At 45.7% G+C, this 24,597-nt stretch carries 27 protein-coding genes and 2 pseudogenes; 15 read left to right on the top strand and 14 right to left on the bottom strand.

Features of this window, described 5'->3' with window-relative positions:
- Positions 1-93 precede the first annotated feature (93 nt).
- On the bottom strand, positions 94-528 hold the full coding sequence (locus tag RH949_RS29680) for a YidH family protein (protein ID WP_006103317.1): 435 nt from the start codon (positions 526-528) through the stop codon (positions 94-96).
- Positions 529-840: 312 nt separating this feature from the next.
- Here RH949_RS29680 and RH949_RS29675 point away from each other — a divergent pair, with 312 nt between their 5' ends.
- Positions 841-1,179 (top strand): alpha/beta hydrolase, encoded by a 339-nt coding sequence (locus tag RH949_RS29675; protein WP_157453275.1) that lies wholly within the window; start codon positions 841-843, stop codon positions 1,177-1,179.
- Between the two features lie 301 nt (positions 1,180-1,480).
- On the opposite strand, the gene RH949_RS29670 is transcribed toward RH949_RS29675, so the two are convergent.
- From RH949_RS29670 to RH949_RS29640, 7 genes are all read right to left on the bottom strand, one after another.
- On the bottom strand, positions 1,481-2,131 hold the full coding sequence (locus RH949_RS29670; RefSeq protein ID WP_446358247.1) for a HEAT repeat domain-containing protein: 651 nt from the start codon (positions 2,129-2,131) through the stop codon (positions 1,481-1,483).
- 57 nt (positions 2,132-2,188) lie between these two features.
- Positions 2,189-3,016, bottom strand: a complete 828-nt coding sequence (locus tag RH949_RS29665) for a HEAT repeat domain-containing protein (RefSeq protein WP_446358245.1) — start codon at positions 3,014-3,016, stop codon at positions 2,189-2,191.
- 209 nt (positions 3,017-3,225) lie between these two features.
- On the bottom strand, positions 3,226-3,465 hold the full coding sequence (locus RH949_RS29660; protein ID WP_006103152.1) for a phycobilisome linker polypeptide: 240 nt from the start codon (positions 3,463-3,465) through the stop codon (positions 3,226-3,228).
- A gap of 282 nt (positions 3,466-3,747) precedes the next feature.
- Positions 3,748-4,617 carry a phycobilisome linker polypeptide gene (locus RH949_RS29655; protein WP_006103263.1) on the bottom strand — a complete coding sequence of 290 codons (870 nt, stop codon included), beginning with the start codon at positions 4,615-4,617 and terminating at the stop codon, positions 3,748-3,750.
- 37 nt (positions 4,618-4,654) lie between these two features.
- Positions 4,655-5,476, bottom strand: a complete 822-nt coding sequence (locus RH949_RS29650; protein WP_006103229.1) for a phycobilisome rod-core linker polypeptide — start codon at positions 5,474-5,476, stop codon at positions 4,655-4,657.
- 102 nt (positions 5,477-5,578) lie between these two features.
- On the bottom strand, positions 5,579-6,067 hold the full coding sequence (cpcA, locus tag RH949_RS29645; RefSeq protein ID WP_006103299.1) for a phycocyanin subunit alpha: 489 nt from the start codon (positions 6,065-6,067) through the stop codon (positions 5,579-5,581).
- 90 nt (positions 6,068-6,157) lie between these two features.
- A complete protein-coding gene (locus RH949_RS29640) occupies positions 6,158-6,676 on the bottom strand; it encodes a phycocyanin subunit beta (protein WP_006103271.1) in 519 nt (172 codons plus the stop codon).
- 863 nt (positions 6,677-7,539) lie between these two features.
- Between RH949_RS29640 and RH949_RS29635 the strand changes: the two genes are divergently transcribed.
- The 5 genes from RH949_RS29635 (at position 7,540) to RH949_RS29615 (ending at position 10,698) form a co-directional block, all read left to right on the top strand.
- Complete coding sequence (locus RH949_RS29635) at positions 7,540-7,671, top strand: hypothetical protein (protein WP_269546324.1); 132 nt, start codon at positions 7,540-7,542, stop codon at positions 7,669-7,671.
- A 126-nt stretch (positions 7,672-7,797) separates the two neighbouring features.
- On the top strand, positions 7,798-8,316 hold the full coding sequence (locus tag RH949_RS29630; protein WP_006103164.1) for a phycobilisome protein: 519 nt from the start codon (positions 7,798-7,800) through the stop codon (positions 8,314-8,316).
- Positions 8,317-8,399: 83 nt separating this feature from the next.
- Entirely contained in the window at positions 8,400-8,888 is a 489-nt protein-coding gene (locus tag RH949_RS29625) for a phycobilisome protein (RefSeq protein ID WP_006103226.1), read from the top strand.
- A gap of 349 nt (positions 8,889-9,237) precedes the next feature.
- Positions 9,238-10,020: a HEAT repeat domain-containing protein gene (locus tag RH949_RS29620; RefSeq protein WP_446358241.1), complete on the top strand. Its 783-nt coding sequence runs from the start codon at positions 9,238-9,240 to the stop codon at positions 10,018-10,020.
- 75 nt (positions 10,021-10,095) lie between these two features.
- Complete coding sequence (locus tag RH949_RS29615) at positions 10,096-10,698, top strand: HEAT repeat domain-containing protein (RefSeq protein WP_446358239.1); 603 nt, start codon at positions 10,096-10,098, stop codon at positions 10,696-10,698.
- Here the strand turns inward: RH949_RS29615 and RH949_RS29610 are convergent.
- From RH949_RS29610 to RH949_RS29600, 3 genes are all read right to left on the bottom strand, one after another.
- Positions 10,695-11,021: a chromosome segregation ATPase gene (locus tag RH949_RS29610; RefSeq protein ID WP_446358237.1), complete on the bottom strand. Its 327-nt coding sequence runs from the start codon at positions 11,019-11,021 to the stop codon at positions 10,695-10,697. The genes RH949_RS29615 and RH949_RS29610 overlap by 4 nt on opposite strands.
- A gap of 351 nt (positions 11,022-11,372) precedes the next feature.
- Positions 11,373-11,699 (bottom strand): hypothetical protein, encoded by a 327-nt coding sequence (locus tag RH949_RS29605; RefSeq protein WP_446358235.1) that lies wholly within the window; start codon positions 11,697-11,699, stop codon positions 11,373-11,375.
- Positions 11,700-11,790: 91 nt separating this feature from the next.
- A complete protein-coding gene (locus tag RH949_RS29600; RefSeq protein ID WP_446358233.1) occupies positions 11,791-12,750 on the bottom strand; it encodes an orange carotenoid-binding protein in 960 nt (319 codons plus the stop codon).
- A 236-nt stretch (positions 12,751-12,986) separates the two neighbouring features.
- On the opposite strand from RH949_RS29600, the gene RH949_RS29595 reads away from it, so the two are divergent.
- The gene (locus RH949_RS29595) at positions 12,987-13,661 is read left to right on the top strand and encodes a hypothetical protein (RefSeq protein ID WP_446358231.1); all 675 of its coding nucleotides are present in this window, start codon (positions 12,987-12,989) and stop codon (positions 13,659-13,661) included.
- Positions 13,662-13,748: 87 nt separating this feature from the next.
- A complete protein-coding gene (locus RH949_RS29590) occupies positions 13,749-14,498 on the top strand; it encodes a phycobilisome rod-core linker polypeptide (protein ID WP_446358229.1) in 750 nt (249 codons plus the stop codon).
- Here the strand turns inward: RH949_RS29590 and RH949_RS29585 are convergent.
- Both RH949_RS29585 and RH949_RS29580 read right to left on the bottom strand, forming a co-directional pair.
- On the bottom strand, positions 14,495-15,487 hold the full coding sequence (locus RH949_RS29585; protein WP_446358227.1) for an RluA family pseudouridine synthase: 993 nt from the start codon (positions 15,485-15,487) through the stop codon (positions 14,495-14,497). The two genes, RH949_RS29590 and RH949_RS29585, sit on opposite strands and share 4 nt — an antisense overlap.
- Before the next feature lie 352 nt (positions 15,488-15,839).
- Positions 15,840-16,061: pseudogene (locus RH949_RS29580) on the bottom strand (DUF1802 family protein); the annotation flags it as partial.
- Between the two features lie 63 nt (positions 16,062-16,124).
- Here RH949_RS29580 and RH949_RS29575 point away from each other — a divergent pair.
- The 7 genes and pseudogenes from RH949_RS29575 (at position 16,125) to RH949_RS29545 (ending at position 22,988) form a co-directional block, all read left to right on the top strand.
- Positions 16,125-17,024: a sugar phosphate nucleotidyltransferase gene (locus RH949_RS29575; protein WP_446358225.1), complete on the top strand. Its 900-nt coding sequence runs from the start codon at positions 16,125-16,127 to the stop codon at positions 17,022-17,024.
- A 62-nt stretch (positions 17,025-17,086) separates the two neighbouring features.
- Positions 17,087-17,548, top strand: a pseudogene (locus RH949_RS29570) (hypothetical protein); the annotation flags it as partial.
- Between the two features lie 90 nt (positions 17,549-17,638).
- A complete protein-coding gene (locus RH949_RS29565) occupies positions 17,639-17,854 on the top strand; it encodes a hypothetical protein (RefSeq protein ID WP_446358223.1) in 216 nt (71 codons plus the stop codon).
- A gap of 139 nt (positions 17,855-17,993) precedes the next feature.
- Entirely contained in the window at positions 17,994-19,094 is a 1,101-nt protein-coding gene (locus tag RH949_RS29560; RefSeq protein WP_044209592.1) for an ABC transporter ATP-binding protein, read from the top strand.
- The gene (locus RH949_RS29555; protein WP_006104075.1) at positions 19,094-19,894 is read left to right on the top strand and encodes an ABC transporter permease; all 801 of its coding nucleotides are present in this window, start codon (positions 19,094-19,096) and stop codon (positions 19,892-19,894) included. Before RH949_RS29560 ends, RH949_RS29555 begins: the two co-directional genes overlap by 1 nt.
- Before the next feature lie 156 nt (positions 19,895-20,050).
- Entirely contained in the window at positions 20,051-21,868 is a 1,818-nt protein-coding gene (locus RH949_RS29550; protein ID WP_044209595.1) for a Gldg family protein, read from the top strand.
- Between the two features lie 214 nt (positions 21,869-22,082).
- Positions 22,083-22,988 (top strand): DUF4340 domain-containing protein, encoded by a 906-nt coding sequence (locus RH949_RS29545; protein WP_446358220.1) that lies wholly within the window; start codon positions 22,083-22,085, stop codon positions 22,986-22,988.
- Between the two features lie 254 nt (positions 22,989-23,242).
- Here the strand turns inward: RH949_RS29545 and RH949_RS29540 are convergent, their stop codons facing one another.
- Positions 23,243-24,337 (bottom strand): WG repeat-containing protein, encoded by a 1,095-nt coding sequence (locus RH949_RS29540; RefSeq protein ID WP_446358218.1) that lies wholly within the window; start codon positions 24,335-24,337, stop codon positions 23,243-23,245.
- Between the last annotated feature and the right edge of the window lie 260 nt (positions 24,338-24,597).

Below are 24,597 nucleotides of genomic sequence, written 5' to 3'. Positions count from 1 at the left end.
TAATAGTACGGCAAACTGAGTCATATCTTCATCACTCCAAGACTCAGCCGGCTTATCTGCCACAATCATAACTAGGGCTATTTTTGTGATTCTTCAGTAATTAGACTGTTGCTTGTTTGGGGGCGACGCTGGAGGATTAGGTATTTGATTGCGCCAAAACACAAACGGAAGACTTAGAGCTCCCAGAATCATTACTATCCCAGTTGTCATCCAAATTATCAGTCGATTGGGTCGATAATCTCCTCGCTCAATTTGCCAAAAGACTCTATTATAACGCCAAGCGGCTAAGGCGATTGTCACAATTCCAAAAATAACCAGCATTACTCCCAGGTTCTCAGAGTTGAACAGAGGATGTATTTCTGCTTCTGCTTGAGTCACTGCTACTTGAATTTGACGTAAAAAGATGCCAAATCTAGCAATAGCAAAACCAAACCCGATTAAAGCAATCGAAGTTCGCAGCCAAGCCAGAAAGGTGCGCTCGTTGGCTTGATGCTCCCGTTGACGATCGACTTGCGGCTTTTTATCCATAAAATAATCCCAATTAAATCTTTAGTTTATTCGTTAAAACTCTGAAAAAATGGCAGATTTGGCTACAAATAGCAACGTCTTTAGGTATCAACACAACTGTCAAAAGTTAGATTTAACCCAAAACTCAAACCCTATGCAATTAGCATGGTTTTTGAATAACATCTTTAGACATTATCGTACACATATCTATTGGAATTTTATATGAAATTATTCGTTAAAACCATAATTTATAAAATAATTTTAGTTAAAATCGTTATTTCTATCTTTAGAGAGATGCATGAATCAAAAAAATATCCAATATTTGAAATATAAATAAGCAAAATTACTTCTGTAAAAGAACCAGCAGAGTTGCGGCAAGTTTTGACAAAAGAGGTGGCTGTAAATCCAATCCTGCTTCATCGGGTACTCAATAGCGTCCCTGGGAAATTACTGTTGGATCAAACCAGCCAAGTCATTCATACGCCTACCAATCGGGCTAATCGCCAGTTTTTACGAGGCGCTTTGATGAGTTCGGCTTTACCGAATGGAAAAATTACTCTAATTGAGACGTTGCAAAACTATCCAACCCCAGAAGTTCATGTTGAGGGCAATCGCCTTGTTGAAGTTGTTCAGAAAATTAGTCGGGTAACTGAGCGTCTGCCCAAGCTATAGTTTTTAGCGTAGTCGGGGTATTCGTTGTCTCATTTATTTGTTGACTCACTTCTTACTCAAGAGAGTCAAAATGTCTTAACAAGGCTCCGATAATAATCACCGGGAAGCCAGCACCAATACAGATTAAACCTTGGGTAAAACTCAGGGGTACTGTATCAAACAACGTATTCATCTACACGATAGCGGGAAAGGTACGTTAATCCCCGCCAACATAGTTAATCTCCGCCAACATACTGGCGTGGCACAGCTAAAATTGGGGAATAAATTTTACGGTTTGATGGGCGATAGCCAGTGCTACCACCTACCCAGCTTTTGCCATTTCCGGTTGCAGTTGCGCTAAGGCGAATTGTACGCGGGTGCGAACTGCTAAATCTGACTCATCTTTCATCAGTTGCTCAAAATGAGCGATAATCTGTTGCCAATAATCCGGTTGTGTTTCGGCTACCACCGTGGCTAATCCTTGCAACCCTACCACGGAAGCATAACGCACCACCCATTCGGGATCGTATGAGGTTATCTGTAACGTTTTCAGCACTCGCCCTTGGGCTAAGGGAATCTCTTTAGGAGATAGTTTTAACCATTGTATATCTCCTAACCCTTTTGCCGCCGCACGACGCACGCTTAGGGCAAAGTCTGTTTCAGCCGCATTCAGTAAGGTATCTAAGGCTCTGGGATCAGCAAGTTGGGCTAAGGCTCGAATCGCCCAAGCCCTTCCTCCATAGTTATATTCATCAAGCAGGTTGAGTAATGGTTCTACTGCCACGTCTCCTAATTGCACTAATCCATCAACGGCGGCGACGGCGGCACCGGGGTTGTTATAACTGAGGACGGCAATTAATGTGGGTATCCCCGCTTCTATCTTGGCATTGGCTAAGGTTCGCACCGCAGCAAGTAAGCGAGGGGAAGAATCGGCTTGTTCAACAGCTTGAATGAGGTTTTGGTCATTTGTCATTCGTCATTTGTCATTTGTCATTGGTTACAAGGTTACAGCAAGTCATTGGTTACAAGGTTACAGCAAGTCATCCATGAGCTTGATCACATGGATGGCTCCTTCTGATAGCTGAACCGATTCGCTGGCGGAGTTTTTTACTTCATGCTCTAATACCCCTTTGAGGGAAATGAGCTTTAAACTATTTTCCGCTAAGGTTTGGGCGATCGCATCCGCTGCCTTTAAGTAGCCAATTGCCCCTAAATCGGCTAATACAGCCCGTCGTAATTGTAACTTTTTCCCCTTCAGGGCTTGCACCAAGCGATCGCCATAGGCGGGATTCTCGGTTAACTGATACATGGCTCGTGCAGCGGCGTACTGTATCCGTTCTTGATTATGCTCTAAAAAGGGTTCGATTAATGCGATCGCCTCTTTTGCCCCTAAACTGCCTAATGCTTCTATGACGGCATTATACGGTTGTGCTAAGTGGGGTGATCCGGGTACGGGTTTAGCCGCCTCTATCCCCCCTTCTAATAACTCCATTAACTGAGGACTACAAACGGGATCACCTAACATTCCTAACGACTGCGCGGCGGCTTCCCGCACATAGAAATCGGAACAGTCTAGACAGTTTATCAGCGGCGCAACCGCTTTGCGATCGCCCAACTTCCCCAGCGCCCGTGCTGCGTTGCGTTTCAGGGGATATCCGCCTACCTCGGTACGATCTGCCTCTTCCTCTAGCGCCATAATCAAGGCGTCGATTACAGCGGCGTCTCGAATCCGAAATTTTCCCAGCCACCACGCCGCATAATAGCAAAGACTTAAATCATCCCTTTGCTTGAGGTTCGCCAGTGCTTGTTCTATTGTTAAAGACTCGCCACCACTCGATTGTTCAGTTACAAATGTCATTTGTCTTATGTCATTTGTCTTATGTCCTTCACTCGTCTGGGCGGGTTTAGTTATATCTGGGTTCAGTAAGAAACGATAGTAGTAAAACCCGCCCCTACAAACTCAAAACTCAAAACTGTTCCTCCTAAGCTGGTAATCGGTAACAGATAATGAGCATAGTATTTCCCCTTACCCCTTACCGTTTACCAGCCTTCTGTTTAATCCGCCAACTAACTATCAGAATTCACGGGATGAATATTGACAATTGTTCCTCCCATCCGAGTAATGCGGCGCATTTCTTCATTCATGCGATTGTAAGGCACTTTAATGAAAACACTACCGCTTTTGCGAAAAGGGTATTCATTTTTGTCATTAGTTTCGTTTTGACGCAAACCTGTGACTTCATAGGTAAAGAAACGACTCCCCGATGGGCTGTTAGGCGCACTGCTTGCTGCTACTTGACCTAGCATAGTAATCAATTCTCCTTTTTTAACTAATTTAATTATCAATCATCCAAGTTTCTGATTTAGACCGATAAACAGCTATTTTTATCTGGCTTAATTCTCAACTTGTCTGCTCACTCAACATACCAATGGGACTAGAGTCTCAAGAGTTAGGAGATTAGAAATAATATAACGATTTCCGCTATTTTCTCTCTAGTCCTAATCTCTCCAGTCCCCAGTCCCATCTGATCCGTTCAGATCGGTTCAATCTGCCTATTTATAGCAGACGTCAACGTCTGCCTGCTTGGACTAAGCTGGTGTAATGCTCGCCACTTTACCCCCTAGACGGTTAATCTGTTGGAGTTTGTTGGATAATTCCTCATAAGGAACTAAGAAGGCTTTGCTACTGCGACGCACTTTCGGATATCTGGGATTAATAATCCCCGCTACTTCGACGCGATACACTTTGCCTTGTGTGCCATAGGGAACAGGACCGCCTAATGCTTTACTTGGGGTTTCACCCTTCGCCGACTGGCGATATGCCCAGCCTTCATTGCTACCCGATGGTCCAACCACGGCTGAAGCAAAATTTTGTGCTAAATCAGTCGCCAGACGCGACTCACTTCCTGCCAACTGAGCGCGATCGCTATTGGCATAACCGCGATACAGTTGGAACATACGGGTAAACCCGACGGTTTTCTGACCCCGTTGAGTGGCAAAACCGCGATAATACGGAACAATATAATCGCCGAAGTTCTCTTGATACTCTTCACTGTCAATGTAAGAGTCAATATCCGCGTCGTACCCTTGGGTTTCGTACAAATCCAGGTGGTAAATTACCTCAGACTCATCGTAAGGTGCGCGACCTAATAGGTGCTTGTAATTGAGTTCAATTACACGAGTTTGAAAATTGCCGTAGAAAAACTTGGTTTTATAAAGTTCCGATTTGGCAACACAACGCACAAATTCGCGCACGTTGATATACCCGTTCCGCAACAGTGACTCGGCACTGGTTAGGCGTTCAGACGCCATCACATAGTCATTACCCAACAGTTGACGGTAGACGGCACGGATAACCGCTTGAATATCATATTCAACCCAATCGGGACGCAATTCTACCGGAGTTGAATTACTATACGCTTCTGTCCCTAATCGGGACGCTGCTGTTGTAATAGCCACTTAAATGTCTCCTAATTAAACGCCAATGCTGAAATCTTTAAGCGGGTATGATGTCTGTCACCTTACCGCCCATCTTATTGATTTGTTGTAACTTTTGGGAAAGCTGTTCGTAAGGGACGTAATATTCCGTCTGACTGCGGCGGATTCGGGTCATGCGTCCGGGTTTGGGGATTTGAATTACCCGCACGATATAAATCTGCTCGCGAGTTCCGCCCCGAGTACCCACGATCGCCTGTCCTTGCGGATCAGCGTAGATAGGAGACGAGGTATTCAATGCGACTTCCCGCAACAGACGAGAACGATTCCCCGCCGGCTGAGTGCGATCGCTACTGCCTAATCCGCCAAATAGTTGGAAGATCCGGCTATAACCCACGGTTTTCTGATTACGTTGGGTTTCAAATCCAATTGGATAGGGAACAATGGACTCGCCAAAGTTCTCTTGATACTCCATTGAGTCAATGTAGGAGTTGATCTCCGCCTCATACCCCTGTTGATTGTACAAGTCAGTATGATAAGCAATCTCTGACTGATCGTAGGGCGCTCGTCCCAAAAAGTGCTTATAATTCAGTTCGATAAATCGCACTTGTGGAGTGGAGTAGAAAAACTTTTCCCGGTATAGTTCCGATTGACCCAGAGTTCTAATAAAATCGCGAACGCTTATTTCTCCGTGGCGCAGCAGTGATTCGGCACTGGTTAACCGATCAAACTCCATCAAGTTATCGTTACCGAAGACTTGTAGATAAGCGGCTCGGATCACCAATTGCAAATCATCTTCTGTCCAATTTTGACGCAGCTCCACTTTGGGAGACTCCGCAAATGCAGCAATTCCTAACCGCCTTGCTGCCGTTAAACTTGTCATCTTAACCCTCCCTGAAAATGAATAAAACGATACCCGGAAACGCAAACAATTGCTAACCCTTTTTGCTAACAACTGCTTGCCTTTCCGGGCAAGGCGATCAATCTAGCTCAGGGCGTTGATCGCATAGTCAAGATAGGAATTGGCTTCAACGGCAGGATCGCCAGACAAGCCATGGTTAGCTTTGATGTACTTGAGGGCTTCAATGTACCAGCTAGGAGACAGTTCAAACGTGCTGTTGATTTCATCAATCCCAGCAATCAGGTACTCATCCATCGGACCGGTGCCACCTGCAACTAAGCAGTAGGTTACCATCCGCAGGTAGTAACCAATGTCACGAGAACACTTGGCTTTTCCTTCGGGAGTAGAAGCATAGTTCGGTCCCTGCATCTGAGTGGTGTAGGGGAACTTTTGGTACACCGCGTTAGCTGCACCGTCGATCAGCATTTGCGCTTTGTCAGTTAAGGCTCTAGCTGCCTGTAAGCTGGTTTGAGCTTGCTTAAACCGACCAAAAGCAACTTGGATTTCGGTGCTGCTTAAGAAACGTCCTTGTGAATCGGCAGCGGCGACTGCTTCTGTCAATGGCGTCTTCATCGTCGAGATATCTCCTTAATCTTTTGCTTACTTTTTCAAACGTGTTGATGAAGTTGAAACTTCAACAGGCAATCTTTGTTTTACCTTGTTTTAGGCAACCGCGTTGGCAGCCATGTCAAAGTAGCTACCGATTTCGGACATTAAAGCGCTGCAATCACCAGGAGTGATATTGTTACGATCATTTGCCATTGCGATCGCGGCATCCTTCATTTTTTGCACGCCAGCAGCAACAGACGCTCCGGGTACACCCAGCGCTACATAAGTTTCACGCAAACCGTTTAGGCAGCGATCGTTCAGTACACTGGAATCTCCGGCAAAAATTGCGTAGGTAACATAGCGCAGGATGATTTCCATATCCCGCAAGCAAGCCGCCATCCGACGACTGGTGTAGGCGTTACCACCAGGAGCAATTAACTGAGGCTGTTCCGCAAACAAAGCACGAGCCGCATCAGCAACGATCTTAGAAGAGTTGCTGGTGATCCGGTTAACCGAATCCATCCGCTTGTTGCTTTCAGCAACCATTGCATTCAAAGCATCTATCTGAGAGCCGGTCAGCATTTCGCCTCGCGTATCAGCTTGGCTTACCACCTTGGTGAATGCATCAAACATGAACTCAAATCCTCCTTTGCTTGGTTGAGTCTAGGGTTTAAATCTAGACAGGTTAGGTCGAGACAGTGAAACCTTAACACCTCATCGGGTCTGTTCTCACAGATACCAATCACGTTCTAAGAAGGAAAACGTAAACGGAGCGTCAAGAAACCTGAGAAGATTTCCGGCTGATTATGAGAACCCCCCAAATAACGGTTGTTTGGTGCTTTGGTTAACATTTACCTGTCATCTTTACCCTTCAGGTTACTTTTATACAATGATGTTGAGTTTTTATTTGTTACAAATTGTTAAGTTTTTAATCCTTGGCGGATCAAACTCGCCAATCCTGAGGATGCCCAAACTGCTAAAACTAGCATGACCAGAGGGTTACAGATTTCCGGATTACGCTACAACCTCATTGCCGAGTTCTGTCTAGGGGTGGAGATCTTCATCCCCTTCTTCATCGCCTTGCTCAGAACTTTGGTAATAATTACTTAAGCAAATATACTTACTAAAGATTGCTGCCTGACTTTTGTGTAATCACAAAACAATTTGGTCTTAACGTTATAAAGCCACGATAATCCCCTACCCCTTAACATCATTATCTATTAAGAAAGATTACGTTGAGTGAGATGATGTGCCAGACGGGAATAGAAGGCTCAAGGCGTTGGGAAATAAGAGATTGCCCGTAAGTTTTCGGCGTCGTAGTCTTAACAAAAGTAAACTTCAAATCGCTGATTAGTTTTCAAAATGTAAATTTTTTAATCAAACGAACCATTCTTAGCCCTTTCTATGAGAAGGTTTGAGCAAAATCATGTACAATGACATGCAACTTAATATTTTTTAACGCTTAAAAATATTCAGCCTATTGTATAAAGAAACAGATGGATTATTTGGGGCAAAACCCAGCTTTCCCTGAAGTCGAGGATTTGCGGATTGTTGTGCAAGCGGTGAAACGGTTGCCAGAGTCACTCTCAAGGTGTCGTATTGGTCAAGTCAATAGTGCAGCCACTTGAGCAATTGAACCACGATGATCCGATAAATTTTTTCAGGGCTGGATTTGACCCAATGCCAGACTCCGGCGAATCTCGCCATCTCGATCAATCGTTCAAACAACGTTTAGCTAGGAGATATTAATTAAGATGCTTGATGCGTTTTCCAAAGTCGTAGAGCAAGCCGATAAAAGTGGTGCCTATCTGAGTGGCGATCAAATCAACGCACTTTCAGCGATGGTGTCGGAAAGCAATAAGCGTTTAGATACGGTTAACCGTATCACCAGTAACGCTTCCATGATCGTCGCTAATGCGTACCGAGAATTAGTGGCTGAACGTCCCCAAGTGTTCGCCCCCGGTGGTGCTTGTGACCATCATCGTAACCATGCCGCTTGTATCCGGGACATGGGCTTTATTCTCCGTTATGTCGCCTACTCCATGGTGGCAGGAGATGCCAGTGTGATGAATGACCGTTGTCTGAATGGTCTGAAGGAAACCTACCAAGCCCTAGGAACACCTGGAGATGCTGTAGCATCCGGGATTGGCAAGATGAAAGATGCCGCGATCGCTATTGCCAATGACCCCAATGGCATTACCCAAGGAGATTGCAGCGCTCTGATGTCTGAGTTAGCAGGTTACTTTGATACAGCAGCAGCCGCCGTTGCTTAAGGTCGAGTGTAAACGGCTTTTTGACAATTAAATTAAATCTGACAACTTAACCAAGTCAATCATTTAGGAGAACAAAGATACTCATGAAAACCCCAATTACCGAGGCGATTGCTGCCGCTGACGTGCGCGGTTCTTATCCGACTAATACTGAAATGCAAGCCATTTTTGGTCGTTTCAGTCGGGCGAAGGCGGGTCTGGATGCTGCCAAAGCGTTTACTGATAATGGTCAGGGATGGTCTGAAGCTGCTGCTAATCATGTTTATCAGAAATTCCCCTACACCACTCAAATGGAAGGACCCCAATATGCCTCAACTCCAGAAGGCAAGTCCAAGTGTGTGCGGGATATTAACAACTACTTGCGTGTGATCAGCTACTGCTGCGTAGTCGGTGGAACGGGTCCACTGGATGAATATGTGATTGCTGGCGTTAAAGAATTCAATGCGGCTCTCGGTTTGTCGTCGAGTTGGTATGTGGCAGCTCTCGAATTTGTCCGTGACAATCATGGTTTATCGGGAGATGTTGCAGGTGAAGCGAACATTTACCTCAACTATGCCATCAATGCTTTGAGCTAGAAACCAGTACGGCTACCTGGGAAGTCATGGATTCAGTCGAGATGTTTGAGAACAGATCTACACAAACCACAAGCGGGTTTGTAATAGTAGGCTCTCCTTGAGTTCCCTTGTACTAGCCTGTATCGGGTCTGGAGGATAGGCGATAAGCAGTTATTGTCTATCCCCCAGACCCGAATCTTGTTTATAGTAGAAGGCGGCAAGGTAGAAGGCTGGTGGGTTTCGACTTCGCTCAACCCATCCTACGGTATATCAAAGGTTTTAGCGCTCCCTAAATGCACGCTTTTCAGTACCATTCGATTTAAAATACATAGTAATAAAAAGCGATTTAGATCTCCAATTTTTTGTATAAATGACTACCGCTTCTCCCCCCCAACCCATAAGTTCGGCAGAAACTGCGATCGCAGCCTTAAACGGAGACGATAATCAGTTGCGCTATTATGCCGCGTGGTGGTTGGGTAAGAATAAAGTACAGGACTCGTGGACGGTGCTATGTGAAGCTCTCCAAGATGAAGCCTATCGTACTCAAGCAGGTGGATATCCCTTGCGACGTCAGGCGGCGCGAGCATTGGGTGAGTTACAAAATCCCCAAGCTGTACCCGCGTTAATTGCTGCCTTAGATTGTCCGGATCTGAGCCTTCGAGAGGCGATTATTCAGGCTTTAGCGGCAATTGGCGATCGCACAGCTATCTCCCCCTTGCTGAATCTGCTAAACGCTGAAGCCGAGCAACCCTATGAGGCTTTGATTGAAGCCTTAGGCACGTTAGAAGTTTGGCAAGCCCGTCCCCAGATTGAACCCTTTTTAACCCATCAGTCGGAACGGGTTCAATGTGCGGCAGCTCGGTATTTATATCTATTGACAAAAGAGCCGCAATATATTGAGCGAATCATCAAGAATTTGGATCATCCGAATATGTATTTGCGCTGGGCGGCGATGTTTGACCTAGGCGCGATCGGTCATTTAGCCGCAGCGCAGGCGATCATTCAGGCGAAGGTGCCGAATAGTTTAAAGCTGCTGAATATCAAGCGAATGTTAGAAGCCATCTTAGAAAGTGATCCGGAAGCCGAATCAAATCAGCAGGATAAATGCCAGTTTCTGATGGATACCATTGATCAGTTATTAATTCAGCTATAAATTATTAATTCCCTATTCCCTATTCTCTGTTCCCTGTTCCCTGTTCCCTGTTCCCTGTTCCCTGTTCCCTAAAAAATGACAAAATTACAACAAGCGGTTACGCCTAACGAAGCCGTAGAAGCGATTCATGAGTTAGTCTCTCACCCGCAGCGTGCCAGTGATGACGTAATCACAGCCTTAATTGAGGGATTAAGTCATCATCATCCGGCTGTACCAGCCGCCGCCGTAGACGGGTTAGTGGAATTGGGGTCAGCCAGCGTTAATCCTTTAATTGCTGCCTTTGAAGCCTCTGGTGACCAAGCGGTGCAAGCCCATATCATTCAGGCGTTAGCGCGAATTGGTGATCCAAAGGCGCTGAGTTTGTTAGAGGACGTCATTGGCACATCCGTCGCCAATCACTGTCAAGGAAATGTCCGGCGCGTAGCGGCACGCGGATTAGGGCGGATTGGCAGTTTAGCCAAGGATACCGCCATTATTCGTCAAGCCATAGATAAATTGACCTGGGCGTTATTGACGCCAGAGGATTGGGCGCTGCGTTATGCTGCGATCGCGTCCTTACAAGATATTGCCCAACCAGAAGTTATGCCTCCCTTACAGCAGGCGTTGACTCAAGAGTCGGATCGGGTAGTACAAGCACGGCTCAATCGTGCGATCGCCCAGTTACAATTCGGCGTCTAGCGGCTAGCTGCCAACATTAGACTCACTTGTGCTTGTGGCAATGGTTTCGGTTCAATTCTCTGACAAGACTCAATCGTTTGAATGTGAGGTCGCACGGCTTTAAAGCTAGCCAAATTCAATAAAACGATATCTTCGTACACTGAATCATCAGGAGTTTCAACCGCTAAAATTAAATCGTCCAGATTATTTCGTTTGATAACAACATTCAGACATCTCAAAAATAAATCACGTTTCTTGTGGCGAACATTGACCAAGTACCAATTACCGTGAATAGGCGGCGGTTCTTCGGGTGGCTTGATAGGTTTGATTGGTGGTAATTCCAAAACGACTAAAAGTCCTTTCTGTTTGCTAACTTAAGATATCCGGGTTTCCGGGTTTAACCATTCAGGAAGATTATAGCAAACGGAGAGTTTGAGGGGAAAGCATAAAACCAAACGCAATTGCTGTTCGGTTGTGAACAAAATAACAGCATGGATGCCATTCGAGAATTATTGCAAAGCTATTATTTTTACTAACCCAAAAGGCTCTCTTGCACTTTGGCTGATAAGCAAAGCTTATTGTTGCTGAAAATATTATAGGACAAGTTTTTCAGATCAATAGTTTCAGAAAGCAATCAGCAACATTGGGATTTTTGCACACTAAGGGCAAGAGAGCCTGATTCAGTGTGCGGAAGGTTACATCCGAGCCAAGGCATTTATTTTAGCCAGTTTACTCTGATCTAGACCGCTCAAATCTTCCAGTTTTAGCCACTCTTCTTTAACTAACCTAGCGAAAAGAAACAGGAGAGCGGAATAGTCGTAGTCGTACTTACCATCAATATCATGCCGCCTTGCACTCAAAAAATCGTGCAGACGCCAAACCTCATCGAGTTCAGTAATTCCACTGGCGTATTCCCGCACCTGTGTGATCAAAGCATTCGTTTCTCGTTGATAGGCTTTCTCAAAAGCATCTTTGGCGATTTGCTGCTCTACTTCAGACCAAATAATTTCGTTTACTTGCATTCTCCAGTATGATGAACACTCCCAAAACGAGCAGGGAGTGTTCGCTCGATCATTAACAACTTGTTACAGTTTACCCCTACTCAGGATGGCTTTAGCGAGCCAAGTTGAGTAACTCCTTCGGCGAGGCTAATAAATCAATTGCCACAAAGTAGATTTTGTTCTCAGGGTTGAGCAAGAATCGCCACGCCATATTCATTCCTACTCCGGCACCAAACCAAGGCGTTTGAACTTTACCTGTGACTTTGATTTGAGTATACCCCTCTTCTGTCGGTTCAGAAACGCCATGTTCCGGCAGCAGCTTCAGGTTCTGGCATTCTTCCCGGAAGAAGCGGTACACGGCATCTTTACCAATGATCGGTCTTTGGAACGGAGGTTGCAGCGCTCCATCATCGGTGAACATTTGGATCAGGGCGTCGAAGTCATTGGCATTCATGTAATTCATGTAGCTCAACACCGTCGGGTTGTCCACTCCCTGGATCGCCACCGACGTCCGTTGGGACATGTCCTTAGGCGGAACAATCGGCTCAGTAACCTTTTTGTAGCTACCTAGCTTACTCGGATCAAACCCCATATCCACAACTGCATTTCGCAGCACTGTAATTTGCTGTCCCGGATCAAGGTTGCGAATGGCTTGTAGCACGGCGGATGCATTGGCGGATAAGCGATAGCCTTCGGGAATAGGCGCGACTGTTCCCTGTTCCATCCATTGTCCGAGCTGATACCAAAAGCCAAGCTTGATATTAGCTGACCAGCTGGCATACGTGCGGCTAATCGGCGCATCGGCGCGGTTTGCCAAGTCACACATGACTTGGGTTTGCTCCTGGAAGGACATTTGCTTGATTTGATTCAAGGTTGGTTCTGCAAGCACCATGCTGGCGGCTCCTGGTGCAGCAATGGTGATGGTTTTCCCCATTTCTAGGTAAGCAAACCAAATTAATGCTAATTGATCTTCAGCACTAAGTTGACTGAAACGAGCAATCGTAGCAGGTACAGCATCGGCTGTGAGGGTTTCCGGAAAGATACTACGAGCTGAATCAATGGTAAAAGGCATTCAGGATCTCCTGTTTAGGTAATTATCGAAATACTACGTCGGCGCTTGCCCTGAGCCGTTTTGGACTCTATGGAGGCAGGCAGAAAATTTATTCACTACAAACAATGTTAACAAATTGCAAGTAAATGTAAAGATATATTTCGAGTTTTTTGTATCTTTTTTGGCAGTTTTTTTTCAGCAACTAATGCTTATGATTTTCATCAGGCTTATCTATCGTTGTTGGGGAATCTGTCAAAATGTCTCCATCGGGGTACAGTCCTGAAAGCCTGATTAGTAGTGGTTTCAGCTTGCTTGTCACCTCGTTAACAGTTAGAATCTATGACATGTTTGAGCAACGAGACAAATTGAGTCCGTATTGGGTGGAGAAATCCCAAAGTAGAAATGAACCCTTGGTACGTGGCTATGAGTACCTAGAAGCTGTACGTCAGCTAGCATTAGAGCCACGTATGGTTGATATCAGCGATAATCATCGGGTACGCGATCGCATCTGTACGTGGATTGGCTACAACATTGATACCGTTAACGCTGAACTCAATTCTTGTCTCAATGCCTGTCATGACTGTTTTCATCCAGAATTACGTCGTCCGATCCAGATTGGGGCAGCGCCGTTAGCCCAGGAGTATGGGATTGATGGCTTTTGTAACATTCTCCTCAATCCAGTTACCATCCTCGTTGATGTGGGACGAACATCACCGCCAGATTGGTTAGGTATCGTTGTGCATGAATATGCCCATGCTCATATAGGATCACCGGGTCATGATCGGCGGTTTTTTGAAGTTTTGTCTCATCTTTGCTTAGGACTTGGATTAAGACCTCCAGTCTGGCAACCTGATTTAGAAAACTATTTGCGAAATTGGCCCCACTGTCGTTCCCTGGCAAATCCCTTGGCGTTCTGGATGGGTTACTTTTAAGACGAATTTTGTAAGAAGGTTACATAATCTGTTATATAGTTGAAAGTTAAGGTTTGTAAGATTTTCTAAGATTACGGAGATTTAAACGTGGCGCTACCTTTATTAAGCTACACTCCGGTAAGTCAAAATCAGCGTGTCGCTGGTTATGAAGTACCGGGAGATGAGCAACCGAGGATTTATACAACCGAGAACATCCTGTTCGGCACAGACTTGGATGAATTGATCGAAGCGGCATACCGTCAGATCTTCTTCCATGCCTTTGCTTGGGATCGGGAACGGTTCCTAGAATCCCAACTCCGCAATGGTCAACTAACCGTGCGGGACTTTATTCGTGGATTGCTGCTGTCGAAAACCTTCTACAACAGTTTCTACGAGAAAAACAGCAACTATCGCTTTGTTGAACAATGCGTGCAACGGGTACTGGGGCGCGATGTTTACAACGAACGCGAAAAAATTGCTTGGTCTATCGTCGTGGCGACGAAGGGAATTAAGGGCTTCGTTGATGAACTACTCAACAGCGAAGAGTACCTGACCAACTTTGGCTATGACACCGTTCCCTATCAACGGCGTCGTGTATTGCCTGGTCGTCGTCAAGGTGAAAGACCCTTTAACATTAAATCACCCCGCTACGACGGCTACTATCGTGCTCAATTGGGCTTCCCCCAAATTATTTGGCAGAACGAAGTACGCCGTTTTGTCCCGCAAGACAAGCAGGCTAAAGCAGGTGATCCCACGAACTTCCTGGATATGGCACGGGGAGTTAATGCCAAACCTAATCCGCTTCCTCGGGTGTCTGCCCAGAATATCGATTACATGTCCCGTGTACCTAAGCGTTAGGTATTAACGGATGAAGCACGCCGCCGCAGTACGGTTAGGAGTGTGTTAAAGGCTGGGGGGAGTGGGGCAATAACCTCAATCCAGTCCCCAGATTTATTGTCCGTCCTCTGGTCTCCTTGGTTAGGAGAGAGGGGACGGGCAATTGTATTGGGATGCTGTAATTGTAGTCGCCATGCATGAAGTGCTTGTCCAGGGAGATTGACGCCGATATCTCGACCTTTACTATACACGGGGTCACCGATAATCGGATGTCCGATATGGGCGGTGTGGACGCGAATTTGATGGGTTCGTCCGGTTTCCAGTTGGAAGTGGATTAGGGTATAGTTACCAAGGCGTTCTTTAATCTGCCAATGGGTAATCGCTGAGCGTCCTCCTTTTTCTAGGGGAACGACTGCCATTTTTTTGCGATCGCTCGGATGGCGTCCGATGGGCAGGTTAATGGTGCCAGTCTCGGTGGCGGGAGAACCATAGACCACGCCGAGATAGTCTCGACGGGCGGTTTTGGCTTTGAGTTGGGCTTGTAGGTGATGGTGGGCGTGGTCAGTTTTGGCGATCGCGATCGCACCGGTGGTATCTTTGTCTAAACGGTGGACAATTCCGGGACGTTGGACGCCACCAATTCCAGCTAGGTTGGGGCAATGGGCAAGCAGGGCATTGACAAGTGTGCCGTTTTCGTGTCCAGGGGCGGGATGCACGACTAAGTTAGCGGGTTTGTTGACAATCAGAAGTTGGTCGTCTTCATAGAGGATATCCAGGGGAATCGCTTCCGGTTTTAAGTCTAAGGGTTTGGCGTCGGGGATAGTTAGGTGGATAGAGTCTCCGGGTTGAATGGTGGCTTTTTTAGAGGTGCAGAGGTTATGGTTAAGCTGTACATTGCCCTCTTCAATCAGTTTTTGGATACGCGATCGCGACAAATCCGGTAATTGTTGAGCAAGATAGCGATCGAGTCTATCACTGTTTTCTTGGTTGTATAAATTAATTTCTTTCACGCTTGTTTGACCGGGAATTAGGGATGCAAGCCCCGTCTTTCGACAGGCTCAGGAACACCTTTTAGGACGGCTTTCAGATTTTTAACTCGTAGTGGCGTGGCACACCTTATTTGATGAATTAGAATTACGCCCGTAAACCGTAGGGGCGCATGGCGTGCGCCCGATTCAATGGTAAAATCTATCCCACCATTTTAGCTGTGCCACGCCATTAGGGTGGGTGAGGCGATACTTAGGGGCTGCTGAATAAGTGGTGTGGTGAGCCTGTAATCTTATGTCCGCCGTAACCCACCAGGTTATCCTTTGTCACTAACGATAAAGATTTCTCTCTAGAAGAGCCAAAAAACATAAGAAATTAGGGGCTAAAGCCCCTACTACGAACTTCAGCTACATTAATCCAAGAACGACAGCCGCCGTATTCAGAACGATAGGGTAGACGTTGAACCGAGGAGAGCTTGTAGATTCGTAGTAGGAGGACATACAACGGTTGACGTGGCTTCCATTTAAAACGCCCACTGGCAAATTGTTCATTCCAGATGTGGTAGGGTAGCAGGGCATCTACTGCGGCTTGAGTGCTGAGATTAAAACTAATTTTTTAAATAGATTGTCTTATCTTGATTCATAATTCATAATTTAGATCATGTCCAGCCAGATTGTTCGTAAAGCCGTAATTCCCGCCGCCGGATTTGGTACTCGCCTGTTTCCAGCCACAAAGGTTGTAAAAAAAGAACTATTTCCAATTATCGATCGCGATGGGCGGACGAAGCCAGTAATTTTGGCGATTGTGGAAGAAGCAAGGCGCGGTGGTATCGAAGAAATTGGGATTGTGGTACAACCGAGCGATCGCGCAATTTTTGAGGCGTTCTTTAAAACTCCCCCGAAACAGGCACTTTTGGATAAACTCTCTGATGCCAATCAGGAGTATTGTCAGTATCTGCAAGAGTTAGGAGAGCGGATTACTATTTTAACCCAGAATGAGCAAGAAGGCTATGGTCATGCGGTATTCTGTGCCAAGGATTGGGTGAATCAAGAGCCTTTTTTACTGTTACTTGGCGATCACGTTTATACCTCCGATACCGAAATTTCTTGTTCTCGTCAGGTGCTAGAAATTTATGAAAAAACGGGTCAAAGTGTGATTGGTTTGACAGAAATGTCTGCCGATATTATCCATAAAGCGGGTTGTGTGACTGGGGTTTGGCAGGAGATGAATTCTATTTTAACGGTGACACAAGTCTGTGAAAAACCGGATCTGGACTATGCGCGATCGCACTTACGTGTGGAAGGGATGGCGGAGGATAGGTTTTTAGGGATTTTTGGCATGTATGTCCTCAAGCCGAAAATATTTGATAGTCTAGCTGACAGTATTAATCAGAATCAGCGCTATAAAGGTGAATTTCAGTTAACCACTTGTCTGGATACATTACGCCAAGAGGAGGGATTGATGGGATATTGGGTCAAAGGACAATATTTTGATACCGGAATGCCAGAGTTTTATCGACAAACGTTAATCAATTTCGGTCACGACTATCGTAGTTCGTAGTAAGGGCTTTAGCCCTTCATTCGGTGAGGTTTCCTTGTTTGAGTCTTTAATTTTCATCCCTTATGGAATTAGATTTTTTGAGATTCTTTGACGCCTGCGATCCGAGTAAAACCCTCGCGATCGCGAATCCTGAAGATCGGCAGTATTATATTGATTTTGCCTCAGTTCGGGGCGGTAAGATTATTGAGGCATTGGAACGGACGATTAGTTTACGTTCGCGTCTTAATCAACCAACTTGTCAGTTGTTTACGGGACATATTGGCTGTGGTAAGTCTACGGAGTTACGTCGAGGGAAGAAAGGATTGGTAGTAATTGTTGATAATTTAGATCGGGTGGAAGATCGACGTAATGATAGTGGACGCACGCAACCGGAATACTTATTTGTAGATCGCGGTGAACAGTTACGTCGGCTGAATTGTCATCTCGTGTATACCATTCCTTTAACGTTGATGTTCTCCAATGATTATCAAGCCTTGACGAATCGATTTGGCGGTGGGGTAGCGCCGAGAGTCTTACCCATGGTAAGCTGTTCGGCATTTAAACCTTAATATCAATAACGGCGAAAGCCTTGTAGTGCGAGCATCTTGCTCGCTACTAATACCCAATTTAAATGCATGACAGCTTATCAGTGCGATCGCGCGTTGCAGTCTATAATCCGGGTGATGCGGTTTGTCAGTAGACGCCGATTCTCCCTGGTTCTGGTGCGCTGCAATTATGCCAGGTTGCGGGAGGAAATGCTGGAACGGTTGCGCCGGGATTCTCCGGTGGCGTTTCAGGTGTTGCGGCTGGCGGCGGATGAGTGGGGAGGGCGGGTTTTGTTGTTCCGTTAGTGGTGAATATCTGAATTTAGCCCCTAAACCCGCCCCTACAGATTCCCTAAACCCGCCCCTACAGTTGATCAGTAGTCGGACTATGTATGATTGATAAACGTTAGCCTAAAAAATATCTATCCTCTCCAGTGGAATCTTTATGATCGAAGTGGATCGTCTGAGCAAGCTCTATGGCGTCACTCCAGCAATTCAGGATGTCAGTTTTAAGGTGGAACCGGGGGAAATCCTGGGATTTCTCGGACCCAATGGTGCGGGGAAAACAACTACCATGCGGATTTTAGCCGGATATTTACCCGCCACCAGTGGCACCGCCCGAATTGCTGGGTATGATGTCCATGAAAATTCTCTGGCTGTTCGTCAACGCATCGGCTATTTACCGGAAACGCCTCCCCTTTATCCGGAAATGACGGTTGAGGGATTCCTGTACTTTGTCGCCCGTCTCAAAGGGGTATCCGCAGGCGATCGCACTAAGCGGGTGAAGATGGCGATCGCACGCTGTAACCTAGTGGAAAAGCGCAAAGTCTTGATCCGCAAACTCTCCAAGGGATTTCGTCAACGAGTCGGAATTGCTCAAGCGATCGTCCATGATCCACCCGCGATTATCTTAGATGAACCCACCGTCGGACTCGATCCTCGGCAAATTATTGATGTCCGCAACTTGATCAAAAGCCTTGCAGGTGAACATACGATTATCCTGTCTACCCATATTCTGCCAGAGGTGAGCATGACCTGTAGTCGCGTCGCCATTATCAACCGAGGTAAAATCGTCGCCACCAATAGCCCAGAAAACCTGATGGCGCAGTTGACGGGAGGGGCGGGCTATGAGTTAGAAGTGGATGGGGATGCAACTCAACTGCAAAAGCTATTACAAGTGTTGCAGGGAGTCTGCTTAGTCGAAATTGTCCCCACTCAACAGTTACCCCCAAATCGCTCCTTAATTCGGATTGTGACGGTACCGGGTACTGATCCGGGACGAGATATTGCGGCTGTTACCGTGGGCGCTGGGATCGGATTGCATGAAATGCGCCGCACTCGCGCTACCCTGGAAGATGTCTTTTTAGAACTGACGACTCAGGAACGGAGGGCGGAGAACCTGGAAATAGAGACAGGGAACAATTTAGCTGAATCGCCTATCTCTGATTCTCCATCAGAAGTCCCTGAATCCAATGTTTCTCAATCCCAAGTCCCTGAATCAGAGGTTCCTGAGTCAGACGTTCCCCAATCAGGAGAAGATCGTTAATGCGTATACTCTTTGGCAATATTGTGGCAATTTTCCGCAAGGAATTGCAGGGCTATTTTGCTTCACCTTTGGCTTATATAGTGGCTGGGTTTTTCTGGCTATTGTCGGGGTTCTTTTTCGTGTGGATTCTATTAAGTCCCGATGGGATTATTCAGCAAGTAGCGCAACGCGATCAACTGGGAATGCCTACACCTCCTGTGGATGTGGCGTATGAGTTTTTGAATATGTTTTTGAGTGTCATGGGTTCTCTGATTTTATTCGTTCTCCCCATTCTCTCCATGGGACTTTATTCCGAGGAACGCAAGCGGGGAACGTTAGAACTGCTGGCAACTTCGCCAGTGACAAATTGGGCGGTAGCCGTGGGCAAACTATTAGGCGTGCTAACCTTCTTTACGATTATGGTGCTACCGTTACTCCTGTATGAAGTGATTGCCTTGAATGCCGCTAATCCACCCATTCAACCCTGGGTTCCCTTATTAGCCCATGCTGGATTAATTTTACTCGCCGCATCGGTGCTTTCCCTGGGAATGTTTATTTCATCGTTAACCGATAGCTCAATCCTGGCAGCTTTCCTCACGTTTGTTTTAATATTGTTCCTCTGGGTAATTGATTTAATTGCTAATCTTATCGGTGGTGCTTTTGGCGAAGCGTTAGGTTATTTATCGTTGATGGAGAATTATACCAATTTAGTTCGGGGTGTTCTGGATACCAGTAGTCTTATTTTATTTGCTAGTTATATCTTTTTGGGCATATTCCTCACCGCTCAGTCTATTGAAGCTTTCCGCTTTCAGCGATCTTAAGTTCGTAGTTGCGCTTTAGCGCCCTAAGCATTTTGGTATTGATGACAAACCTGTAACTATTTTATCACTCAGTCAGGGCGGGTTTAGTCAAATCTGGGTTAGGTCAGAAACAATAATCGTAAAACCCGCCCCTACACAATCAAAACGCTATAAACTATGACAACAAAGCCGATTAAGTGGACGTATTTAAAATATCTATTTTGGTTCGGACCGATCCTGACAATCATGGGAATTACCGCCCAAGAAGTGGCGGGTGAGTGGTCTCCTGTCTCCTTAGCGCTGCTAATTGCGGGGCTATTGATCATTGGCTTATGGTTCCTACTTCTAGATCAAATCGCCCCTGGTTTTTGGGGACGCCGTTCCACTCAAGTGGGAACTAATGCGATAATTGCCACCTTAGCCATGTTTGTGATTATCGGGTTAATTAACTTTTTAGGCGTGCGTTATGGGGTACAGATTGATTTAACCGAAAATCAACTATTTACCCTTTCACCCCAGTCACAGCAGGTGGTGAGAAACTTAGATCAATCGGTGAAAGTTTGGGTGTTTGAGAGTCCCGCTAATCCCGCCGATCAAGAACTCCTGGAAAACTACCGCCGCTACGGATCAAATTTAGAATTTGAGTTTATTGACCCCCAGCTACAACCTGAATTAGCCCAAAAGTTTAATGTAAATTATATCGGGGAGGTTTACTTAGAATATGGGAATCAACGCGAGTTAGTCCAAACCATTAGCCAAGGGGAACGGTTATCGGAAGTTCAACTAACCAATGCAATTGAACGCATCACTGGCGATCGCACGGATAAGGTCTATTTTCTCCAAGGTCATGGTGAACGCCCGTTAGAAGCGTCAGACGAAGGTGGATTATCTCAAGCCGTAAGTGCGTTAGAGACAAAAAACTTCACCGTCGAACCCCTGAATCTCGCTGAACAGCCAGCCGTTCCCGATGATGCGTCTTTAATCGTCATCGCTGGACCCAAACGAGCGCTGTTTGAACCGGAAGTGCAAGCGTTAGAAGACTATTTGGCTGATGGGGGAAGTCTGTTAGTGATGATAGATCCCGATACTAATCCCGGATTAGAACCCTTACTGTCAGATTGGGGAGTGATGTTGACGAATCAGATTGTGATTGATGCGTCGGGTCAAGGGAGGTTAGTCGGTTTGGGTCCAGCAACCCCCTTGGTTACGCAATATGGCGATCATCCAATTACCCAAGATTTTGGAACTGGCTTTTCGATTTATCCCTTAGCGCAACCGGTGGACACGCAACCTGTAGAAGGGATTCAGGAAACTCCTTTGGTGATCACAAACCCCCAAAGTTGGGCGGAAAATACGCCAGAACAACAACCGTTGGAGTTTAACGAACAAGAAGGCGATCGCCCCGGTCCTTTAGTATTAGGTGTGGCGTTAAGTCGCCAAGCTGAATCGTCTACCGCTTCATCGAAATCAGAACCCGAAGCCACCGAAACTCCAGAAGCTGAAGGCGAAGATACTGATCAACCTGAAGCCACCGAAACTCCAGAAGCTGAAGGTGAAGAAACTGATGAACCCGAAGCAACGGAAACTCCAGAAGTGTCGCCAGAAGACACCGATGAACCCGAAGCGGAAACTCCAGAAGCATCTCCAACGGCTTCGCCAGAGGAATCCCCAGAAGCCTCACCTTCACCAATCCAGACCAATGAGTCTCAAGCTAAAGAAGACGAAGCTGAATCACGATTAATTGTGTATGGTAATTCAAACTTTGCCACAGATAGTTGGTTTGATCAGCAACTCAATCCTGATATTTTTATCAACTCCGTGAGTTGGTTAAGTAAGCGAGATGAACAAGCCCTTTCGATTAGTCCCAAAGAACCAGAAGACCGCCGAATTAACTTAACACCAGTCCAATCCGGAATATTGGGATGGTTAGCCCTGTTAATTGTTCCAGCGTTTGGCTTTTTGACCGCAGGGATGCTGTGGTGGTTACGGCGGTAAAGGTACATCTGTAGGGGCGGGTTTTACTACTATCTTTTGAAATGGTGCGTTACGCTAACGCTAACGCACCCTACACCCGCCCCGACCGAGTGATATAAAATGTTCGCATCGGAATTATGTTTTTTTAACGCAGAGGGACGCAGAGGTTGACGCAGATGGACGCAAAGGGGTAATGACGATTGATGAATGACCAATGACAAATGACGAATAACCAATGAAGCTACAGAAGACTACTTGGATGTTATTAATCCTCGCCCTTTTCCTGGGAGGGTTTGTCTACTTTTATGAAATCGTAGGAACTCCCCAACGGGAAGCCGCGAAGGAAGCCGAAAAGCAACTGTTTAGCTTTGAAGAAGATGAGATTCAACGGGTTAACATTTATATCCAGGAAGAAAGCCGAAAATTTGAACGGGTGAGTGAACCTGAACCCGGTTGGCGCATGACGGAACCGAAGGATGTCCCCGCCAGTGATCCATCAGTTGCATTTCTCTTGAATTTACTCGTTGAAGGAAAGAGCGATCGCATAATTCCCAATGTCTCCCCGGAAAACCTTAAGGAGTATGGCTTAGACAAACCCCAAGCCATGGTAACGGTGCGACTGAACAACGATGAAACCCATGAAATTCTTTTAGGAAAACCAGATTTTAATAACAGTTTTCTCTATGCTCAAGTTGATCCGTTTTCCGACAAATCGCAAAAATCAAATGTTTTTTTAGTCCCCATGGACTTTGAATATGCTGTCAATCGCCCCTTATCCGAATGGGAACAAACAAAAGAGGAAACACCTGAAGAAACTGAGCCATCCGATACGGAAAACGAGGAATCAACGTCTGAAACAGAACCTGCTACAGAGGAAACAGAACCCGCTACAGAGGAAACAGACCCCTCTGAAAACCAAGCTACTCCTAATAACTCTGATACTGAAACAGAGGAATCAACCTCTGAACCAACACCGACACCGGCTAACCAAAGTCCGTCCGCATCTCCCTCTCCTGAAAAGCCGTCCTCTTCTGAAGAGAAAAAGCAGTCAATAGAGGATGAAACGGCTTCTCCCAATGAGGAAACAGAATCTGAAAATTCCTCCAATGATTCTGAAGAGGAAGACAGTCCGTCGGAATAAATTTATAGTGTTTTCATATTGGCAATCCGAATGTAGAGACGTTTCATACAACGTCTTTACTGTCATATAGCACTACGAGGATACGTTAGTTAGTCCCAGAGGGAACAGCGAACAGGGAACACTCAAGAATGTCCTAACCTGTCTTAGTACCGCTATACATTGAAATTGGGTATTTGTAGCGAGCAAGATGCTCGCACTACAAGAATTGCATGATTATTGACAATAAATTTTCTTAATCTTATCCTCATAATTTATTATTTGAGAGGATGAGTGATGAAAGCGTACCTGTCATCAATTCTAACTCTGGCTACCCCCTGCTGAAATGACCAAGCACTATCAAATTGAGGCTTGATGACTAAATTACCTATTTTGTTAATATAACCCCACTTGTCACCTATTTTGATCGCGATCAAGTCTTCCGAAAAGTTATACGTGTTATCAAACTGGGGAGCAATTAGCATATTTCCCTGCTGATCAATATAACCAATTTTATCGTGCATCGAGATTCCAGCCACACCTTGGACAAAATCCCCCGCCCAATCAAAATAAGGCATAATCACAAACTCGCCTTGATGATTAATATACCCCGATTTCATCGCTTGATTAGTTACAGACGCCAAGCCTTCGGAAAAAGAACTCGCATCTTGAAATTGAGGTTGAATCGCCCAGTTTCCAGTTTTATCGACATAGCCATACTGATTATTAACTTTGACCGTAGCTAACCCCTCAGAAAACGGTTTTGCTTCCTGAAATTGAGGTGGAGTAATCCAGTTTCCGGTTTTATCGATATAACCATACTGATTATTATTTTCAACAATTGCCAATCCTTCCGAAAACAAATCAGCATCGTAAAATTGAGGTAAAATTATTACCGTGCCAGTTTTATCGATATAGCCCCAATCCTCACCTTGTTTAACCGGAGCTAATCCTTCGGCGAACGATTTAGCGCCATCGAATTTGGCTGAAATTACCCAGTTACCTGTTTGATCAATATAACCCCATTTCCCATCAACTTTGACCGGGGCTAACCCTTCATTAAACGAATCAGCCAACTCGAATTGCGGTTGAATTACCCAATTTCCGCTTTGATTAATATAGCCCCACTTCCCCTCCAACTTAACCGCCGCTAACCCCTGAGAAAAATCATGTCCCGACTCTAACTCAAACGGGAAAGTAAATTGTACAGGAACAGCATTTTCGCTAGAAATTCGAGAATTATGGAAACCGTTGTTAATCGTTGATATAATTTGACATCCAGATAATTGAGTAACCAGTAAACTTAAGAAGAAACTGGTGATCTTAAAAATTAGCCAATGTCTAAACTTGTAATATAACAATCCTCTACCCATGGGGTACTAATAACTATTTAGGGCTTGCTAAATAAGTGCTGCGGGGAGCAGAGGGAGCAATGTAGAGACGTAGCATGCTACGTCTCTTAGCTGGGGGAGATGAGGAAGTTAACTCAAAACTCTACCTTACCTGTTCCCGGTTCCCTGTGACACACCGAGCGAAGTCGAGGTGTTCCCTGACGAATGACAAATGACAAATGACGAATGACGAATGACAAATGACAAATGACAAATGACAAATGACGTAAATCCGTGAAATC

This window comes from Coleofasciculus sp. A1-SPW-01 (assembly GCF_040217205.1).
GTDB classification, from domain to species: Bacteria; Cyanobacteriota; Cyanobacteriia; order Cyanobacteriales; family Coleofasciculaceae; genus Coleofasciculus; species Coleofasciculus chthonoplastes_A.
The sequence above is the reverse complement of the archived record's forward strand: the minus strand, read 5'-3'. Positions and strand labels throughout refer to the sequence as shown.

Bases quoted from the DNA above. Each gene is read 5' to 3' on its own strand.
- RH949_RS29555 (WP_006104075.1), top strand. From the start codon at position 19,094: ATGCGTATACTCTTTGGCAATATTGTGGCAATTTTCCGCAAGGAATTG.
- RH949_RS29665 (WP_446358245.1), bottom strand. From the start codon at position 3,016: ATGACATTTGTAACTGAACAATCGAGTGGTGGCGAGTCTTTAACAATA.
- RH949_RS29575 (WP_446358225.1), top strand. From the start codon at position 16,125: ATGTCCAGCCAGATTGTTCGTAAAGCCGTAATTCCCGCCGCCGGATTT.
- RH949_RS29680 (WP_006103317.1), bottom strand. From the start codon at position 528: ATGGATAAAAAGCCGCAAGTCGATCGTCAACGGGAGCATCAAGCCAAC.
- RH949_RS29565 (WP_446358223.1), top strand. From the start codon at position 17,639: ATGACAGCTTATCAGTGCGATCGCGCGTTGCAGTCTATAATCCGGGTG.
- RH949_RS29625 (WP_006103226.1), top strand. From the start codon at position 8,400: ATGAAAACCCCAATTACCGAGGCGATTGCTGCCGCTGACGTGCGCGGT.
- RH949_RS29630 (WP_006103164.1), top strand. From the start codon at position 7,798: ATGCTTGATGCGTTTTCCAAAGTCGTAGAGCAAGCCGATAAAAGTGGT.
- RH949_RS29560 (WP_044209592.1), top strand. From the start codon at position 17,994: ATGATCGAAGTGGATCGTCTGAGCAAGCTCTATGGCGTCACTCCAGCA.
- RH949_RS29540 (WP_446358218.1), bottom strand. From the start codon at position 24,337: ATGGGTAGAGGATTGTTATATTACAAGTTTAGACATTGGCTAATTTTT.
- RH949_RS29620 (WP_446358241.1), top strand. From the start codon at position 9,238: ATGACTACCGCTTCTCCCCCCCAACCCATAAGTTCGGCAGAAACTGCG.
- RH949_RS29545 (WP_446358220.1), top strand. From the start codon at position 22,083: ATGAAGCTACAGAAGACTACTTGGATGTTATTAATCCTCGCCCTTTTC.
- RH949_RS29600 (WP_446358233.1), bottom strand. From the start codon at position 12,750: ATGCCTTTTACCATTGATTCAGCTCGTAGTATCTTTCCGGAAACCCTC.
- RH949_RS29550 (WP_044209595.1), top strand. From the start codon at position 20,051: ATGACAACAAAGCCGATTAAGTGGACGTATTTAAAATATCTATTTTGG.
- RH949_RS29595 (WP_446358231.1), top strand. From the start codon at position 12,987: ATGTCTCCATCGGGGTACAGTCCTGAAAGCCTGATTAGTAGTGGTTTC.
- RH949_RS29650 (WP_006103229.1), bottom strand. From the start codon at position 5,476: ATGACAAGTTTAACGGCAGCAAGGCGGTTAGGAATTGCTGCATTTGCG.
- cpcA (WP_006103299.1), bottom strand. From the start codon at position 6,067: ATGAAGACGCCATTGACAGAAGCAGTCGCCGCTGCCGATTCACAAGGA.
- RH949_RS29635 (WP_269546324.1), top strand. From the start codon at position 7,540: ATGGATTATTTGGGGCAAAACCCAGCTTTCCCTGAAGTCGAGGATTTG.
- RH949_RS29660 (WP_006103152.1), bottom strand. From the start codon at position 3,465: ATGCTAGGTCAAGTAGCAGCAAGCAGTGCGCCTAACAGCCCATCGGGG.
- RH949_RS29605 (WP_446358235.1), bottom strand. From the start codon at position 11,699: ATGCAAGTAAACGAAATTATTTGGTCTGAAGTAGAGCAGCAAATCGCC.
- RH949_RS29670 (WP_446358247.1), bottom strand. From the start codon at position 2,131: ATGACAAATGACCAAAACCTCATTCAAGCTGTTGAACAAGCCGATTCT.
- RH949_RS29615 (WP_446358239.1), top strand. From the start codon at position 10,096: ATGACAAAATTACAACAAGCGGTTACGCCTAACGAAGCCGTAGAAGCG.
- RH949_RS29640 (WP_006103271.1), bottom strand. From the start codon at position 6,676: ATGTTTGATGCATTCACCAAGGTGGTAAGCCAAGCTGATACGCGAGGC.